Source organism: Antarcticimicrobium sp. (assembly GCF_029212575.1).
Lineage (GTDB): Bacteria > Pseudomonadota > Alphaproteobacteria > Rhodobacterales > Rhodobacteraceae > Antarcticimicrobium.
On sequence record NZ_JARGPK010000068.1, the window covers coordinates 1 to 16,861 of the forward strand.

The 16,861-nt window shown below is 63.4% G+C and carries 14 protein-coding genes and 1 tRNA gene; 7 read left to right on the plus strand and 8 right to left on the minus strand.

From position 1 onward, the window contains the following. From P1U75_RS15470 to P1U75_RS15485, 4 genes are all read right to left on the minus strand, one after another. Positions 1–1,449: DEAD/DEAH box helicase family protein (locus P1U75_RS15470; RefSeq protein ID WP_300244970.1), on the minus strand; the 1,449-nt coding region annotated here is incomplete at its 3' end. A gap of 70 nt (positions 1,450–1,519) precedes the next feature. Continuing rightward, positions 1,520–2,647, minus strand: coding sequence for a restriction endonuclease subunit S (locus P1U75_RS15475; protein ID WP_300244971.1), 1,128 nt, complete (start codon positions 2,645–2,647; stop codon positions 1,520–1,522). After that, positions 2,644–4,182 (minus strand): class I SAM-dependent DNA methyltransferase, encoded by a 1,539-nt coding sequence (locus P1U75_RS15480; protein WP_300244972.1) that lies wholly within the window; start codon positions 4,180–4,182, stop codon positions 2,644–2,646. Before P1U75_RS15480 ends, P1U75_RS15475 begins: the two co-directional genes overlap by 4 nt. A 630-nt stretch (positions 4,183–4,812) precedes the next feature. Further along, entirely contained in the window at positions 4,813–7,059 is a 2,247-nt protein-coding gene (locus tag P1U75_RS15485) for an ATP-binding protein (RefSeq protein WP_300244973.1), read from the minus strand. Positions 7,060–7,110: 51 nt separating this feature from the next. Between P1U75_RS15485 and P1U75_RS15490 the strand changes: the two genes are divergently transcribed. Further along, positions 7,111–7,338 carry a hypothetical protein gene (locus P1U75_RS15490; RefSeq protein ID WP_300244974.1) on the plus strand — a complete coding sequence of 76 codons (228 nt, stop codon included), beginning with the start codon at positions 7,111–7,113 and terminating at the stop codon, positions 7,336–7,338. Positions 7,339–7,840: 502 nt separating this feature from the next. Here P1U75_RS15490 and P1U75_RS15495 read toward each other — a convergent pair. Then, positions 7,841–9,220 carry a HAMP domain-containing sensor histidine kinase gene (locus tag P1U75_RS15495; RefSeq protein ID WP_300244976.1) on the minus strand — a complete coding sequence of 460 codons (1,380 nt, stop codon included), beginning with the start codon at positions 9,218–9,220 and terminating at the stop codon, positions 7,841–7,843. A 372-nt stretch (positions 9,221–9,592) separates the two neighbouring features. On the opposite strand from P1U75_RS15495, the gene P1U75_RS15500 reads away from it, so the two are divergent. Next, the gene (locus P1U75_RS15500; protein WP_300244977.1) at positions 9,593–10,186 is read left to right on the plus strand and encodes an acyl-homoserine-lactone synthase; all 594 of its coding nucleotides are present in this window, start codon (positions 9,593–9,595) and stop codon (positions 10,184–10,186) included. 79 nt (positions 10,187–10,265) lie between these two features. Further along, positions 10,266–11,873 carry a tetratricopeptide repeat-containing sulfotransferase family protein gene (locus P1U75_RS15505; RefSeq protein ID WP_300244978.1) on the plus strand — a complete coding sequence of 536 codons (1,608 nt, stop codon included), beginning with the start codon at positions 10,266–10,268 and terminating at the stop codon, positions 11,871–11,873. A 55-nt stretch (positions 11,874–11,928) separates the two neighbouring features. Here the strand turns inward: P1U75_RS15505 and P1U75_RS15510 are convergent. Beyond that, a tRNA-Ile gene (locus P1U75_RS15510) sits at positions 11,929–12,005 on the minus strand. 117 nt (positions 12,006–12,122) lie between these two features. Here P1U75_RS15510 and purM point away from each other — a divergent pair. The 3 genes from purM to rnd all read left to right on the plus strand — a co-directional run bounded on the left by purM (position 12,123) and on the right by rnd (position 15,050). After that, on the plus strand, positions 12,123–13,169 hold the full coding sequence (purM, locus tag P1U75_RS15515) for a phosphoribosylformylglycinamidine cyclo-ligase (protein ID WP_300244979.1): 1,047 nt from the start codon (positions 12,123–12,125) through the stop codon (positions 13,167–13,169). After that, a complete protein-coding gene (gene purN, locus P1U75_RS15520; protein ID WP_300244980.1) occupies positions 13,166–13,762 on the plus strand; it encodes a phosphoribosylglycinamide formyltransferase in 597 nt (198 codons plus the stop codon). Before purM ends, purN begins: the two co-directional genes overlap by 4 nt. A gap of 130 nt (positions 13,763–13,892) precedes the next feature. Then, complete coding sequence (rnd, locus tag P1U75_RS15525; RefSeq protein ID WP_300244981.1) at positions 13,893–15,050, plus strand: ribonuclease D; 1,158 nt, start codon at positions 13,893–13,895, stop codon at positions 15,048–15,050. 8 nt (positions 15,051–15,058) lie between these two features. Here the strand turns inward: rnd and P1U75_RS15530 are convergent, their stop codons facing one another. After that, a complete protein-coding gene (locus tag P1U75_RS15530) occupies positions 15,059–15,577 on the minus strand; it encodes a hypothetical protein (protein WP_300244982.1) in 519 nt (172 codons plus the stop codon). A gap of 148 nt (positions 15,578–15,725) precedes the next feature. On the opposite strand from P1U75_RS15530, the gene P1U75_RS15535 reads away from it, so the two are divergent. Beyond that, the gene (locus P1U75_RS15535) at positions 15,726–16,136 is read left to right on the plus strand and encodes a SufE family protein (RefSeq protein ID WP_300244983.1); all 411 of its coding nucleotides are present in this window, start codon (positions 15,726–15,728) and stop codon (positions 16,134–16,136) included. 7 nt (positions 16,137–16,143) lie between these two features. On the opposite strand, the gene P1U75_RS15540 is transcribed toward P1U75_RS15535, so the two are convergent. After that, positions 16,144–16,860, minus strand: a complete 717-nt coding sequence (locus P1U75_RS15540) for a DUF1638 domain-containing protein (protein WP_300244984.1) — start codon at positions 16,858–16,860, stop codon at positions 16,144–16,146. Position 16,861: the final 1 nt, after the last annotated feature.

The following is a 16,861-nucleotide window of genomic DNA, read 5'->3' on the forward strand; positions in this document are numbered from 1 at the left end:
GAAATGACCGGGGCCAAAGCGTTTCTCGCCGCCTTTCACCTCGTCGATCAGCCCCATCATGGTCGGATAGGTCGACAGCATCACGCGGGCGCCGGAATGGTCATTGCGCGCCGGATCGTGGCGCTGCAGCAGGTTGGCCGAGGGCGTCGCGGGCAGATGCGTCTTGAAGGCGCCATGGGCCTGTTTCACCAGCGCGACACGATCGGCGAGGAACAGCACCCGTTTGACATAGTTGGCCCGCATCAACTGGTCGATCAGGGCGATCACCGTGCGGGTCTTGCCGCTGCCCGTGGCCATCACCAGCAGGGCCTTGCGCTGGCGGTCCTTTTCAAAGCTCTCGCCGACCCGCCGGATCGCGCGCTGCTGATAGAACCGGCCGGCGATGCTGTCGTCCACCGCGACATCGGCCAGCGGCTTGCGGTTTCCCCGGCGCTGGTGCAACAGCTCCAGTTCGTCGCGCTTCAGGAAGCCCGACACTTGCCGGGGAGGATAGCGCTGATCGTCCCAGATCCAATGCTCGTAGCCATTGGTGGCAAAGATCACCGGGCGCTGGCCGTACATCCGTTCCAGGCAATCGGCATAGAGCTTGGCCTGTTGCTGGCCGGTGCGGGGCTCCTTCTTGCTGCGCTTCGCCTCGACCAGCCCGAGGGGTTTGCCGTCCGCCCCCCAAAGCACGTAATCGACGAACCCTTCGCCGCTTTGGTTGGGCATGCCCTGCACCGGAAATTCACGGTCGCGGGGTTGGTCCAGCGGCCAGCCGGCCTCGTGCAGCAGCAGGTCGATAAAGGCGTCGCGGGTCGTGGCCTCGTCATAGTCATGCGGATCGGGAACGGATTGGTTGGCGCGCCGCGCCTCGGCCACCTCGGCGCGCAACTGGGCCAGTTCCGCCTCCAGGGCGATGCGGCCCGCTTCGGAGGATTGGCGCGCTTCCTCGGCCTGTTCCGCGCGTTTGGTGGCGGCCTTGACTTCGCCCTCGATCTTCTGGATCTGGGCGACGGTGCTGGCGCTGATGGTCAGGGATTTTTCCAGCTTGCCGATGTCGAACCGCAGCGCCGGGTCGGGCTTGGCGCCGGTGGCATAGGTGCGGGCGATCCAATAGCAGACATGAAACAGCTCGCGCACCGTGGCGGCTGCATCCTGCGGCGACAGGGGTTTGCCGCTGTCATGGGCGGCGCGGTTGCCCTGATCCTTGATATAGCGGGCCTTGGTGACGATGGCCGGGCCGGCCAGCGCCTCAAGACTGGGTTCGGCGATCAGCGCGGCCAGCGTGCGCTCATAGGGATGGCGCAGGGCCGGATCGCGGCGATACAGCGATTTCAGCGCGGTTTCCAACGTCAGCCGCGCCCAGAAACAGGCGCCGCGCGGGTCCGACAGGGCCAGCTTTTCGGCCTTTTCGGCGTGTTGTTTCAGGTCGGGGAAGTCGGGGCTGAGAAAGGCAAACTGGGTCATCGGCAAAGTCCTGAGCTTGCAGGAGGTTAGACCGGTGATAACGACTTCTCAATCATTGAGTGTGGTGCGGTCAAAGTTCCCCGCGGAAGGCGCGGTGTTGGAGGGCGGCGAAGAGGGCGTGGGAGCTCGAACATTGCTGGCGTGTATTTCCCGCCAGTTTTTCGATCTCTTGCAAGCGTTCGGTGAAGCTCTCCTGAATCTGAATAGGTGGAGCGTAGACTGGGTACTCCCTAAGTAGGTCCAAGTTCACACCGGATTGACCGGCCGTCCGCTCAGAGTTGGCCACCACGTAGCCGTGTAGCTTTGGCTCCTGAAGGAGATAGTAGACAAAGTCTTTTGTGATTTCGCCAATCGGCTCAGCTTTCATCAAAGCCACGTTGTACGTTCCGGCGAGACCTCGGAAGATCTGAAAGACCGGCGGACCATATCGGCCAATGATAACGTCATCTTCGGTGAACGGGCGTTTCGCCAAACCCTCTGGCACATAGGTTTTGTATACATCGGTCCTGAAGTCGCGCGTCTGGATGAACCTCACTCTGCCCGGGCCATCTTCGTAGAGGAAGTGCTTTTTCGCGGGTTGGGAGCCGCCAATGATCTTCACGATATCAAGTAGCTTCTTGCGAGGAAAGTCTTTGGGGTTGTCAGCAGGATCCCCAAACATCTCATGAAAGATCGCCTGTCCGAGGGTGTTGAGCTTGTCGAGGGCGCGGGTGCGGAGGCGGCGGAGCGCGTCCGCCTGATCCAATATCCCCGCAATCCGCTTCTGCTCCTCCAGCGGCGGGAGGGGGATTTCGACCTTCGACAGGCGCTCCCAGGGCACAGAACGGCGGCGATGAACTGAGCCATCGCCCAGCGTCCCATACAGCTCAACCATCGGGTCAGCCTTCAATATCCGAATTAGGTAATTTTTATCGACTCGGTCTTCTTGAGCTTCAAAAACGCGATACATTGGGCTGATAAGCCCTTCTTCATCGGCAAGTGCAATTGACCCTTCGTCAAGATGAATTGGGGAGAACGCGAAGTTCCCCTTTTCCACGCGCTTGTATTTTGAGAGATCTTTCGAGTGAACCACTTTCTTGAAGTAATCAGCGCTTCGCACGAAACCCTCATGCTTAGTGATTGACAACACGGGACCGTTAGCTTCACCCCGATTATTCGAAATCGGTTTAGCGATTTCACCCAAGGGAACCATGCTCATACCAACATCCCCTCCAACCGATTCAGCCCTTCGGCAATCTCTGCCTCCAGCGCGCGCAGCTCTGCGATGATCTCGGCGGGGGATTGGTGGGTGACCTCTTCGTGCTCGATCTCCTTGTAGCGGTTGAGGCTCAAATCCCATGATCCAGTGGCGATGATCTCGCTTGCGGGCACTATGAAGCTTTGCGCGGTGCGGGGGCGCTCGGATTCCCCCTCCAACGCCTGCCAGCGGGCCAGGATATCGGGCAGGTTGTTCTTGGCGTGTTCGTCCTCACTCAGCGCCTCCTCCGGCACCGGGCCAAGCTTGGCCTCCTCCAGAAGCGGCGTGCGCTTGTCATCAAGGCTCATCCCGTCGGCGGTCATGTCGTAGAACCAGACATCACTGGTGCCGCCCACGCCGGTCTTGGTGAACACCACGATGGCGCAGGACACACCGGCATAGGGGCGGAATACCCCCGAGGGCAGCTTGATGATCGCGTCAAGCTTGTGATCCTCGACCAGCATCTTGCGGATGTCCTTGTGCGCCTTTGATGAGCCGAAGAGCACCCCGTCGGGCACCACCACCGCCGCCCGCCCGCCGGTGCGCAGCAGCCGCAGGAACAGCGCCATGAACAGCAGTTCGGTTTTCTTGGTCTTGACGATCTTGAGCAGATCCTTGGACGTGGTGTCGTAATCCAGTGACCCGGCAAAGGGCGGGTTGGCAAGGATCAGGGAATAGCGCCCCTCATCCGTTCCGTGTTCCTCGGCGAGGCTGTCGCGGTAAGAGATGTCGGGGTTTTCCACCCCGTGCAGCGTCATGTTCATCGCGCCGATCCGCAGCATGGTGGCGTCGAAATCGAACCCGTGGAACATGGCATTGTGAAAGTGGTCGCGCTGTTCAGGGTTGCGCAGCATTTTGGGGTGATGGTCGCGCAGGTATTCCCCCGCCGCGACAAGAAAGCCGCAGGTGCCGACGGCAGGGTCACAGATTACGTCCTGCGGCGTGGGGGCCATAAGGTTGACCATCAGCTTGATGATATGGCGCGGCGTGCGGAACTGGCCGTTCTGCCCGGCGCTGGCGATCTTGCCCAGCATGTATTCAAACACGTCACCTTTGGTGTCGCGGTCGTCCATCGGGATGTCGTCGAGCATTTGCACGACCTTGGACAATAGGTTGGGGTTGGAGAACCCCAGCCGCGCGTCTTTCATATGGGTGCCATAGGACGAGCCTTCCTCGCCCATCTGGCGCAGGAATGGAAAGACGTGCTCATCGACGATGCGCATCATTTCGCGCGCCTCGAAGTTCTTGAACCGCGACCAGCGCAGGTTGTCATAGGGCTCGCCCTTGTCATCCGCGCCCTCGGGGAAGATGCGACGTTCCATCGGCTGGCCCAGCATCTCGGCCTTGCTTTCCTCCCGCGTGTGGATCTCGTCCAGGCGCTTGATGAACAGCAGGTAGGTGAGATGTTCGATCACCGACAGCGGGTTGGCAACGCCACCGGACCAGAAGGCGTTCCAGATCTGGTCGATTTGCGTGCGGATGGGGCCTGTGAGCATGTTGGTCTGCCTTCGTGTTTTTCGGCCCGAAGATATGAGGCTGAGCAAAGCGTGGCAATCGGTCATTGCCTGGAGGACATCCTCGGGAAGCTCCCGACCTTCCAGCCGGGAACGGCATCCGCCGAAAGCAACATGACATCAGTGCCGAAGCGGCCGGTTCTCGATATCAGCCCCCCATCGAAGCAGGCGGGATGCAGTGCGGAGATTCACGTGCTCGCTGCTGGTGGAGGCTTAACCAAGAACCTCTGCGATTGCCTCGATCACATTCTCAGAATGTCCCCGTTGCCGGCACGCTTGATTCCGTCGAGACCGTGATCGTGCCGCGCGCCCGTGACCTTGGCGGCTTCGAGGTGCTCCGCGCCCGGCGCGCTTTCCCAAGACGATGAGCCCCACTACTAGAATCCAACCTGCAGACTCCCGTGATGAACGAGGGACCAGCGGGGGTAGGTCAATGGCCATTCACCCTTTCACTGTATGTTCATGTTATGTCCGGGTGTGGGAATCTGGACAAGTAGTTGAAACGAAAGGAAGGCGGAGCAATTCAAAATCCCCCGGTAGCAATACTGTGTGGGTTCGAGTCCCACCTTGGGCACCATGCTTTTCGACCGATGGCTTTAATGCGCCGCCGGATCAGGCTGCGGCGCCTTCGGCGGGCGCGTTCGGGGGCATGGGCAGGGTAAAGGTGAAGGTGCTTCCGACGCCGACCTCGCTTGTTACCGTCAATTCGCCGCCTTGCTGCTCCACAAGTTGTTTCGAGATCGACAGGCCGAGGCCGGTTCCGCCCTTTTCCCGCGTGCCGGATGGATCGACCTGGTCGAATTTTTCAAAGATGGTTCCCAGTTTTTCCTTCGGTATCCCGCATCCGCTGTCTTCGATATGAAACACCATCTGGTCGCCCAACTGTTCCGTGCGAATCGTGACATGGCCCTTTTCGGTGAACTTCAGCGCATTTCCGACGAGGTTGATCAGGATCTGCCGCAGACGCATCTCGTCGGCCAGAACCAACCCGCCGCCTGTCTCGATGTCCAACTCCAGGGATTTCTTTCGGGCGGTCTCGGTCAATTGATCGGCCACGAAATCGATTGCCGGTTCCAGTTCGACAATACCCGGTTCGATATTCAGCTTTCCGGCCTCGATCTTGGCGAGGTCGAGAAGGTCGTTGATCAGGTTCAGAAGGTGTTTCCCGGCCAGCTCCATCTTCCCGGCGAATTTGGCAATCTCCTGCTTGACGAGGTCAATGTGATGGACCGCGCTCTCCGGGGTCAGGTTCCCGGTTCGGATCATGTTCTCCAGGGCCTTGACGGAGGGTAGGAGCCCGGGCTGCGCCATCAGGGCATTGTACCCCAGAACGACGGTAAGCGGTGTGCGCAACTCGTGGGTCATCACATTCAGGAACTCGGTCTTGGCGGCATTGGCCGCCTCGGCCTCGCGCAGGGCGTTGTAGACATCCGAAACGTCGGACCCGACACCGCGATAGCCGGCAAAGGCACCGTTTGCGTCGAATACCGGAACACCGCTGGTACGGATCCACTTGTCGTCTGCCGTCGCGCCGATTGCCCGATAGATGAAGTCCCGGAACGGCTCATGCGCGCGTTCCTTCTCATCCAGCCAATCCCAGTCGGCGGTTTCAAACACCTCGGGAAAACCTTCGTAAGCCTCGCGGCGTGTATTGCCGAGCAGAAAGGCGACGTCGTTGCTCAGGTAGCTGTCGGAGAGGAAGGTGAAACGCAGATCCTTGTCCATCTCCCAGAACCAGTCCTTGCTGAGTTGGGCCACGTCCGAGAACCGCTGTTCGGCGAGGTCGCGCTGCGCCAGCGCCTTGCGGAGATTGGCATTTGATGCCTCCAACTCGGCCTGGTGTCGTTTCAGTTGCGTGATGTCCACCCGGACCCCGACCCGGCCCCCATCGGGCGTCTGACGCTCGAAAATACGCAGCCACCTGCCGTCGTTCAGTTGCTGCTCGATGGTCGAGTTGGCCTCTCCGTGTGCCGCCAAGCGTTCGGCCAGCCACTCCTCCTCCCGCCCGACGGCTCTGGCGTACTGTCCCTTGTCCAGCCCAACCCGCAGGATGTCTTCAAAGCGCGCGCCGGGAACCATGGCCTCGGCGCTTGCGCTGTAGATTTCCCTGTATTTCTCATTGCAGACGACCAGCCGGTCCTCGTTATCATAGAGCACGAACCCGTCGGGCAGCGTTTCGATGGCCATGTTGAGCTGTTGGCGGGCCTTGTTTCGCTCGTCGCGATGTTGGCGCAGGACACGCAACGCTGCGAGCGCGATCAAGGCAGCCAGGGCAATGCCCAGATCGGGCAACCAGGCGATTCGATAGCCGTTCGCCCAGCCCAGGTCCGGGACCACGCCCAGTTTCATCGTATTGCCCGGCGCCGAGACAAACGCGACGACGGGATCATTGCCGAAAACCCCCGGGCTGCCGACCGTGCCGGCTCCGGTCCATGCGGCCGTCAGCCCAACCTGCAGGCTGTGATCGTCGCCATCGGCCGCCTCTTGCTGCTGCAAGGCCCCCTGAAGGACCGCGTTTACATCGACGACGACCGACACGATCCTTGTGACCTCGGATGGCTCGGCACCGGGTCCGAATGCCGCCACCGGCGTCCGCACCACGAGCCCGGTTTTTCCCTGCAATAGTTGAACCGGTCCCTGTACCGTGACCTGGCCGGTTTGTTGGGCACGCTCCAGGACAGGCCATTGGTTCTCGTTGTTGCGGAGATCGAATCCGATCAGGTGCCGGTTCTCTTCGAACGGGTGAACAAGGGTGATTACCCCGTGTTGGACAAGGGCGAGATTGAGAATGGAGGTATTCTGCACGATAAAGCGCTCGGCAAGACCGGTAAACCGGTCCTGACCGATGTCGCCGCTCAACTCGATGGCCGTGGTCAGGCCGCGTGCCCTCAGAACGAAATCGAAAAGCTCATGTTCGATCCGCTCCCTCAGGTGTTCGGCGAACAACCTAGCGTCTTGCCTTTCGGCGGCGGCGAACCGATTGTACCGGCCGGTTTCGAGCAAGATCAGGAAAACACCGATTACCGCGGCGACAGCCAGACCGGAGAAGAAGTTCGCCCTGTTCATGTTGTGCTATGTACCCATACGATTTTTTACTGCCGCTCTTTGGTACAGTTCCGCTGGCGAGTCATTCGTTGACAATTCTTTATGCACAACTCCGGCCCACATGAGCGGAAACCTGCCGACCTCCAGGGGTGTTGAGTGATTAGTTTAAGGAAACCTTAAAGAAATTGACCTTTTCGGCGAGGAGTCGAGATTCCGGGAGACTTTTCCTGATGGCTCAGGGTGGCCTCGGCGCTCAATAATGCATGATTTCGGCATGTATTCTGGAGGATGAACGCTGATTCGGCCCAGGCGCAGGTGTGAGCGACGATGTGCTGTTGTTTCGGAAAATCGAAAGAAAGGGGTGATGGAATTCTGTTTGGATTCAAGAGGGCTACGGTGCAGCTGCGAAGCTCCAGCCGGGTAAAGCTGCCCTTAGCCAGAGGCCGGTTGATCAAAGATAGAGTGGGCCTTTCGCCGGGTGCGCGGCCCGATACGGTCCGGCGCCGGCACAATGCCTGACCTTTCGTCGTCCTGAAGCAAGACGCCTGGACGTTGTATCCTGTGCGCGGGAGCAGACCGAAACAGGGAAGGCGCGTCAGGCCGCGACCCGGTCGTCCTGGGTCGGTGCATCTTCTTCCGGAAGATCGACGAAGAAGGTCGAACCGACGCCCAGCTTGCTCAGGAAATCGATTTTCCCGCCATGCGCCTCGACGATCCGTTTGGAGATGTTCAGCCCCAGGCCGGTCCCTTCGAACTTGCGGGCATTCGACGAATCCACCTGGCTGAATTCCTCGAAGATCTTGTGACGGGTGTTGTCGGCGATGCCGATACCGTCGTCCTCCACGGAAATGCGGATGCTCCCGTCATGCCGCGAGATCTTCACGCGCACCTCGCCACCGTCGTCGGAGAATTTCGCGGCATTGGACAGAAGGTTGGTGATCACCTGGTCGAGACGCACCTTGTCGAACCGCGCCCAGTGGTCGGCAGTCTCCGTATTTGTGAAAACGGAGATGTTCTTGTTGTCGGCATAGGGGCGGAACCGTTCGAGCACCTCCTGCACCAGCGCGCCGACATCGGCGGTTTCGAAGAAATAGTCGATCTTGCCCGCCTCTGCCTTTTGCAGGAGCAAGAGGTCATTGACCAGATCGGCCAGGCGGCGCGCGTTGCGCGTCGCGATGTCGAGCGGTTTGGCCATTTTTTCAGGAGGGGCGCCCAGGACACCGGAACTGACGATTTCCAGCGACCCTTTGATCGAGGTCAGCGGCGTGCGCAACTCGTGGCTGACCGTCGACAGGAACTGTGTCTTGGCGTTGTAGGCTGCCTTGGTGCGCTCGTGTTCCTCCTCAAGCGCCCGGCGGTTCCGCAACATGGCGGTATACCCGACCAGGAAGCTGCGTGAGCATTCGACAATAAATCCGAGCACGAACAGAACGGTGAAGAAGTGCAGCCAAAGCTCGGACGACAGCGGCGGCCGCACGATCCAGAGGTCCCGGATCGGAATGTAGAGGATGGTGGCGACATAGATCGACAGCCGCAAGGCCAGCACCGGCAGGAAGTGATGGTTGTTGATGGCGGCGAAGACAGCAGCCGAGAACAGCATAAAGAGCGGCATGAAATGCCCGGTCTCGGGGCCTTGCTGCACCGCCACGGAGATGCAGAACAGCGAGATCACGCTCGCGCTGATTACGGTCCCCACGTAGATGTCGCGCTTCAGGACCCGCACGGTGGTGTCGTTCCACTGCTGGGTGACCAGGATCTTGCGGAATGTGGCCCCGTCATAGATCTCGCCGGCCAGGGTGAGCGCGTAGAAAACCAGCGCGACCCGCCAATCATAATATGCGCCCGCCAGGAATATGGCGGCCGAATAGATCACGATACGCTGAAGCAGAAGTACCCGCCCGATCTTGGCGTAGTCGCGCAGCCTCCGGCGGGCCGCCCACAAGGCGCCCTTGCCGTCGTCGAATTCGCTTCTCAACTGCCTAATCATGTCGTTCCCCGACCTCTGACCAGTTTCTGCTCAAACTTGTGTGCAAAATGCAACACGCATAGATTGTATCCGGCAAAATTGATGGAACTTTGGTGCGATTGTGTCAAAACATGGGACAAACGGGCAAGCGTGCCAAGAAAAAACGTGAAAAAATTCGGCGGGTTACAAATGGGCTTTCATTCAAGGGGCAGGCGCCAGGGCGGGCGCGAACTTCTGCCTGAACTGGTTCCGGTGGCGGCGGAGAGATCCGGTGATTCGCTATCGAGGGTTGCATCTCAGGCGGGGCGGTCCGTGCCGCGCCCCGGTGGCGGGCTCGGACGCAAGGTCTTGCCCAACCGCATGCGCAGTTCGGTTCTCTCCGTGACCACGCAACACCATTATGGAGAGCTCTACACCGAGTTCCTGAGAGCAAGGAAGCGGGTGTTCATCGACACCAAGCATTGGGATCTGCCGAATACCGAAGGGATGGAGTTCGACCAGTACGACACGCCGCAAAGCCGGTCTGTCGTGGTGCATGAATTCGGCCAGGTGCTGGCCGGCATCCGGTTGTTGCCGACCACCGCCAGCTGCGGATGTTATTCCTACATGTTGCGGGATGCCCAGCGCGGGTTGCTGGCGGGGATTCCACCGCATGTATTGTACGAAAAGGCCCCCGTCGCCGACCATATCTGGGAGGCGACCCGGCTGTTCGTTTCGCCCGAGGTCGAGGCCGATCGCCGCATTTACGTGCAGACGATGCTGTTGTCGGAAATGGCGCGGGCCGCGGTTGCCGAAGGCGCGACCCATGTGATCGGCATCGTGCCCGCCGTGTTCAAGCGGTGGATGGCCCGTCTTGGCATGGGGGCGCTTCCGCTGGGTCCGAAACTCGAGATCGACGGCGACAGGACCCAGGCCGCGGTCATGCATGTCGCGGCGGTTGCGCAGGCACCGGGGAAAAACACGACCATGCATTGAGCCTCGTGCAGGGGCGACAAGACCGTTGACGCCGGTGGTTGGCGTTCTACGGTGCCCGGGCACCGCAGGAGGAGAAACCATGCCCGCCGCCCAATCCGCCGACAAGACGCTCCGCCGCGCGCGGCAGGCGTCCAAGGCCGGGAACTGGGCGCAGGCGGTTGCCCTTTATCAGGGCGTTCTGGCCCGATTTCCCGCCAACACGCGTGCCCGTAGGGAGTTCGAGGCCCTGCGCCCCGCCGGGTTGCCGGCGCTGCTGGCGTCGGCGCAGGCGGCACAAGCCGCCGGCGGTTGGGCCGAGGCCGAGCGTGACCTGTCCGCCGCGGCCGTGCTGGCGCCCGAGATGCTCGAGGTCGGTCTTGCCCTTGCTGCGTGCCGGCTTGAAATGGGGCGCGCCCCGGCGGCGCTGCGGGCCGCGGAGGCGGTACTGGCTCTGGCTCCGACCCATCCCGGCGCGCTAAACGCCAGGGGCCGCGCCCTGCGCGAGATGGGACGCGGCACCGAGGCGGAGGACAGCTTCAAGGCGGCTCTGGGCGATGCCGCGACCGAGGCGCAAAGCCTGAACAACCTCGGGATACTCGCGCGTGGGCGCGGCGAACGGGAGGCGGCGGCCGGGTACTTTCGCCGCGCGCTCGCCCTGGCGCCGACCAATGCCGCGCTGCACCGCAACCTGGCCCAGGCGATCACCTATGACGCGGAGACGGCGCATCTCGGCGAGATGCGCGCGCGGCTTGCCGCGGCCGGACCGGACGATCCGGGCAGCGCGCCGCTCCATTTCGCGCTGTTCAAGGCGCTGGACGATCTCGACCGGCGCGATGAGGGTTTTGCCCACCTCGAAAAGGCCAACCGGCTGACCAGGGCGGCGCGTGGCTATGACTTCAAGACCGACGCGCTGCCCTATGCCCTGACCAAGGCGGTGTTCGCCACGCCGGTTCCCGCCCTGGATCGGCCGCCGGAGCCGGGCCAGCCGCGCGCGATCTTCGTCACCGGCTTGCCGCGCACCGGCACCACCCTGACCGAGCGGATCCTGTCCCGCGCCCCGGGCACGCAGGCCTGCGGAGAACTGACGGTGGTGCAACTGGCCGCCGGGCGTCTGCTGCGCTCGGTCGTGGAGCGTGCCGACAAGACACTGACGGCAGAGGACCTGGCCGGGATGGGCGCCGAGATCCGTGCCGGTCTGGCCGAGTACTCCGATGGCAGCCCGGTTCTGATCGACAAGATGCCGCTCAATTTCCGGTGGATCGGGTTTCTCTGCGCGACCTTGCCCGAGGCGCGGATCGTGCATCTGAATCGCGATCCGATGGCGACCGCCTGGTCGATCTACCGGCACGACTTTGCCGGGGCCGGCCACGGTTTTGCCTATGATCCCGCCGATATCGCCCGGTTCATGGTGCTGCACCGCGAGGCGATGGCCCATTGGCGGCGGATCTATCCGGACCGGGTGTTCGAGCTGGACTATGGCGATCTGGTCGGGGACACCGAGCGTGCCACCCGCGCCCTGGCCGCGGCCGTCGGGCTGACCTGGACAGAGGACTGGCTGACGCCGGAACGGGCCGCCAGCCAGATCCTGACCGCCAGCGCCGAGCAGGCGCGCCGCCCGATCTATCGCGGCAGCGACGCGGGCTGGCAACGCTACGCCGCGCAGCTTGGTCCGTTGCGGGCGGCGCTGACAGCGGCCGGGGTGCTGTGAGGGGCGACTCTGCCAAACGGGTAGCGCGGATGTCGCGGGCGGGGGATCAGGGGATTGGTAGGCCCGGCAGGACTTGAACCCGCAACCAAAGCGTTATGAGCGCTCTGCTCTAACCAATTGAGCTACAGGCCCGCCTGACCGTTTGGGTATCATGATCGCTGCCCGCGTCAAGCCGGAAGCGTCGTCAAACCGTTGCACAAGCCGGCGCAATCGACTAACCCGCGCGCAACCAGCGGAAAGGACCGGCCGATGACGACAGGCAAGAACGGCATCACCTATGCCGAGGCGGGCGTGGATATCGACGCGGGCAATGCCCTTGTCGACCGGATCAAGCCGGCGGCGAAACGCACCGACCGGCCCGGCGTGATGAGCGGGCTGGGCGGCTTTGGTGCGCTTTTCGATCTCAAGGCAGCAGGCTACTCCGACCCGGTGCTGGTGGCGGCCACCGATGGGGTGGGCACCAAGCTGCGGATCGCGATCGACACCGGCAATGTCGACGGCGTTGGCATTGATCTGGTCGCCATGTGCGTCAACGACCTGGTGTGTCAGGGGGCGGAACCGCTGTTCTTCCTCGATTATTTCGCCACCGGCAAGCTGGAGACCGAGAACGCGGCGCGCATCGTCGAGGGCATCGCCGAGGGCTGCGTGCAATCGGGCTGTGCGCTGATCGGCGGCGAGACGGCGGAAATGCCGGGCATGTATCCGGCGGGCGATTTCGACCTGGCCGGGTTTGCCGTCGGCGCGATGGAGCGCGGCACCGCGCTGCCCGAGGGGGTGGTCGAGGGCGACGTGCTGCTCGGGTTGGCCTCCAACGGGGTGCATTCCAACGGCTACAGCCTCGTGCGCAAGCTGGTCGAGATTTCCGGGCTGGGTTGGGATGATGCCTGTCCCTGGGGCGAGGGGAGCCTGGGCGCGGCGCTGCTGGCGCCGACGCGGCTTTACGTGACGCAGGCGCTGGAGGCGGTGCGCGCGGGCGGTGTGCACGGGCTGGCCCATATTACCGGCGGCGGGCTCACCGAGAACCTGCCGCGGGTGCTGCCGGAAGGGCTGGGTGCGCAGATCGACCTCGGCGCCTGGGATCTGCCGCCGGTGTTCCGCTGGCTGGCCGAGACCGGCGGCATGGCCGAGGCCGAGATGCTCAAGACCTTCAACTGCGGCATCGGCATGATCGTGGTCTGTGCCGCCGACCGCGCCGAGGCGCTGGTCGGGTTGCTGGAGCAGGCGGGCGAGGGCGTGTCGCGCCTGGGCAGCGTGACGGCGGGGCAGGGCGTGACCTATTCGGGCGCGCTGCTGTGAGCCACAAGCGGGTTGCCATCCTTCTTTCGGGCGGGGGATCTAACATGGTCGCTCTGGTCGAGAGCATGACCGGCGATCATCCCGCGCGGCCCTGCCTGGTGCTATCGAACGACGCGCAGGCCGGTGGGCTGGTCAAGGCGGCCGCGCGTGGCATCGCCACGGCGGCGGTGGATCACCGGCCGTTCAAGGGTGACAGGGCGGCCTTCGAGGCCGAACTGGTTAAACCGCTGCTGGCGGCGGCGCCGGACATCATCTGCCTGGCCGGCTTCATGCGGGTGCTGACCGCCGGGTTCGTTGCCCAATGGCAGGGGCGGATGCTGAATATCCACCCCTCGCTCTTGCCGAAATACAGGGGGCTGCACACCCATGCCCGCGCGCTGGAGGCCGGTGACGCCGAACACGGTTGTACCGTGCACGAGGTGACGCCGGAACTGGACGACGGCCCGATCCTGGGCCAGGCGCGGGTGCTGGTCCTGCCCGGCGACACCCCCGAGACACTGGCAGCCCGCGTGCTGGTGCAGGAGCATCGCCTGTATCCGGCGGTGCTGCGCCGGTTTGTCACCGGGGATCGCACGCCCATTCTGATCGGCTGATCCGCCGGCGTCCTCGCGCAGAATTGCAATGCCGCGACGAAGCGCGTATGACGACAAAACCCGGCGAGCGGGCAGGGCGGCCATGACCGCGCGCCCTGAAACATGACAAAAGCATAAGAAGCGCCCCTTGATGAAAACGCTGACCACGACGCAGGAGTTGCAGGACTTTTGCGAGACGGCCCGGACCCACGCTTACGTTACCGTCGATACCGAGTTTCTGCGCGAGCGGACCTATTATTCCAAGCTCTGCCTGGTGCAGCTGGCGATGCCGGGCGATACCGACGAGACCGCTGTGCTGGTCGATCCGCTGGCGGGCGAAATGTCGCTCGAACCGCTCTACGATCTGTTCCGCGACGAGAGCGTGGTCAAGGTGTTTCACGCCGCGCGGCAGGATCTGGAGATCTTCTGGGTCGAGGCCGGGGTGTTCCCGAAGCCGCTGTTCGATACCCAGGTTGCGGCGATGGTCTGCGGCTTTGGCGATCAGGCCGGGTACGAGACGCTGGTGCGCAAGATCGTGCATCAGCCGGTGGACAAGACCTCGCGCTTTACCGACTGGTCGCGGCGGCCGCTGAGCGACGCGCAGAAGACCTATGCACTGGCCGACGTGACCCATCTGCGCCGGATCTACGAGCATCTGGCCGCCGAGCTGGACAAGACCGGCCGCAGCCATTGGGTGACCGAGGAGTTGCAGATCCTGACCGATCCGGCGACCTATGACATCCGCCCCGAGGAAGCCTGGCGGCGGATCAAGACGCGGACCAATTCGGCCAAGTTCCTGGCGGTGGTGCGCGAACTTGCGGCGTTCCGCGAATCCTATGCGCAGGACAACAACGTGCCGCGCAACCGGGTCTACAAGGATGATGCGCTGGTCGAGCTGGCCTCGGTCAAGCCGCGCACCCATGCCGACCTGGGCGGGCTGCGCCTGTTGCTGCGCGAGGCGCGGCGCGGGGCGATCGCCGACGGAATTCTGGCGGCGATCAAGCGCGGCATCGACTGCCCCCCGGGCGACATGCCGCAGCCCGACCGCAGCCGTGACAAGATGCAGGTGAACCCGGCGCTGGCCGACCTGCTGCGGGTGCTGCTGAAGGCCAAGACCGAAAGCGCCGGCGTCGCCGCAAAGCTGATCGCCCCGAGCGCCGATCTGGATGCCATCGCTGCGGGGATGCGCGACGTGCCGGCGCTGAAGGGCTGGCGGCATGAGGTTTTCGGCGCCGACGCGCTGCGGCTCTGCGAGGGCAAGCTGGCGCTGGCGGCCAAGGGCCAGAGCGTCAGGGTGATCGAGGTCTGAGGAAGCGTTCAGCGCCGCCGGGTTGTCCGCACGTTGTCGCGGGCGACCACGCGGATGGTGCGGACATCGCGAATCTCCTGCTTGGTCATCGAATGCGCGGCGCGGACGGTGCGCGAAAACGCGGTGCCGAGCGGCGTGGCCCGCTCCGGGTAGACGACCCGGAAGGAAAGCGAGAACACGCCTTCGGCCTGCTCCTCCGGCGTGGTGATCGGGCGCAGCTCGACTTCATAGGGGCCCTGGCGCGCGGCCAGCCCCTCGACGTAGATGATCGCGCCCGTGGTCGTGGGTTCGACCCGAAGCTCCGTCACCTCGGCGATCGGAACCGTAAGATCGACCGGGTCGGGGCGCGAGAACATCCCCTTGCGGTCCTTTGGCAGAAGCGGGTTTACCGCCTCGGCCGGAGCCTCCACGCGCTCGGACCGGCTCTTGCCGAACCAGGTTCGCGGGTTGATCCGCGAGTCGCGCCAGCCACCGCAGCCGGCAAGCAGCAGGCTGGCGACAAGCAGGATGGTCACAGGTTTTTGCATCTTGCCCAGTCTCGTTCTAGATCCGCCCAACCCGGTTATCGCATCCGCGCCCGGTTGAAAAGCCGTTGAAAAGCCGCGAGCCGGGTCTGGACAGCCCGGCAGGTGCGGCATAGGTCAGGGAACATCAGCAATCCGAGGACCCCCACCAATGGCGACCGCCGCATTTGAAGAGATTGTCGAGGATTTCGAGTTTCTCGAGGATTGGGAGGATCGCTATCGCCACGTCATCGAGCAGGGCAAGGCGATGGCGCCGCTGGACGATGCGCTGAAGGTGCCGGCGACCAAGGTGGACGGCTGCGCCAGCCAGGTCTGGCTGCATCCCAGCATCGAGAACGGCCATTTCCATTTCGACGGCGACAGCGACGCGATGATCGTGCGCGGGCTGATCGCGGTGCTGCGCACGCTCTACAACGGGTTGCCGGTAGGCGAGGTGACGAAGGTGGACGCAAAGGCGGAGCTGGGGCGGCTGGGCCTGAACGATCACCTGTCCGCGCAACGTTCGAACGGGGTGCGGGCGATGATCGAACGAATCCGCCAGGTCGCCGCCGAGAACGCCTGAGCGCCCCTTACCGCGCCGCCCAGTCGCGCAAGCTGGTTTCCAGATCGCCGTAGCCGGTATAGCGCCGCTCGAATTCGAGGCCGAGACGCGCGGCGCAGTCGCGGGCCTTTTCGGTCAGGGCGGGATCGTCGGTCTGGGCCTGGTAGACCAGTTTCGTGTAATTGCCGAAATAGCTCTCGCGCAGCTCCGGGTGCTGGTCGAGCCGGAGCGGCCCCCAGACAAAGGCGTCGAACTGCCGGACCAGAAAATCGGTCAGGTAAAAGGCGGTGGCCTCGTCATGGGCGGCGAACCGATCGTTGCCCTCGAAGAAGGAATAACAGTGCGGCCCCGCCACCATGTCGACGCCAAGGCGGTCGCAGGCGGATTTGAGAAGCCCCCCGGTGCCACAATCGGCGTAGACCACGTGGATGGCGTCATAGCTGCGGCGATGCTCGGCCACGGCCGCCTCGACCGCCCCCGTGATCCGCTCGGGGTGGTTGTGCAGGATCGCCGGCAGGCAGGCCAGGTCGATGTGATCCCAGCCGTTGCGCCGCTTCAGGTCGAGGATTTCGCGCGCCAGAGCGCCGCAGGCCAGCAGCAGGATGCGCCCGGCCTTGCGCTCGGTCTTGTGATCAGGCGCGGCCAGCCCGGCCTCGGTCAGGCTGCGGTCGGACAGACCGGAATCGGGGCGCGGCAAGGTATAGGGTCGCCGCGCGGGGCGGCCGGCCGAGCGCCGGCGCACCATG

Coding starts and splice junctions, on each gene's coding strand:
- purM (WP_300244979.1), top strand. CDS start 12,123: ATGACGACAGGCAAGAACGGCATCACCTATGCCGAGGCGGGCGTGGAT.
- P1U75_RS15535 (WP_300244983.1), top strand. CDS start 15,726: ATGGCGACCGCCGCATTTGAAGAGATTGTCGAGGATTTCGAGTTTCTC.
- P1U75_RS15490 (WP_300244974.1), top strand. CDS start 7,111: ATGTTCGATCCGCTCCCTCAGGTGTTCGGCGAACAACCTAGCGTCTTG.
- P1U75_RS15505 (WP_300244978.1), top strand. CDS start 10,266: ATGCCCGCCGCCCAATCCGCCGACAAGACGCTCCGCCGCGCGCGGCAG.
- P1U75_RS15480 (WP_300244972.1), bottom strand. CDS start 4,182: ATGCTCACAGGCCCCATCCGCACGCAAATCGACCAGATCTGGAACGCC.
- rnd (WP_300244981.1), top strand. CDS start 13,893: ATGAAAACGCTGACCACGACGCAGGAGTTGCAGGACTTTTGCGAGACG.
- P1U75_RS15475 (WP_300244971.1), bottom strand. CDS start 2,647: ATGAGCATGGTTCCCTTGGGTGAAATCGCTAAACCGATTTCGAATAAT.
- P1U75_RS15530 (WP_300244982.1), bottom strand. CDS start 15,577: ATGCAAAAACCTGTGACCATCCTGCTTGTCGCCAGCCTGCTGCTTGCC.
- P1U75_RS15540 (WP_300244984.1), bottom strand. CDS start 16,860: ATGGTGCGCCGGCGCTCGGCCGGCCGCCCCGCGCGGCGACCCTATACC.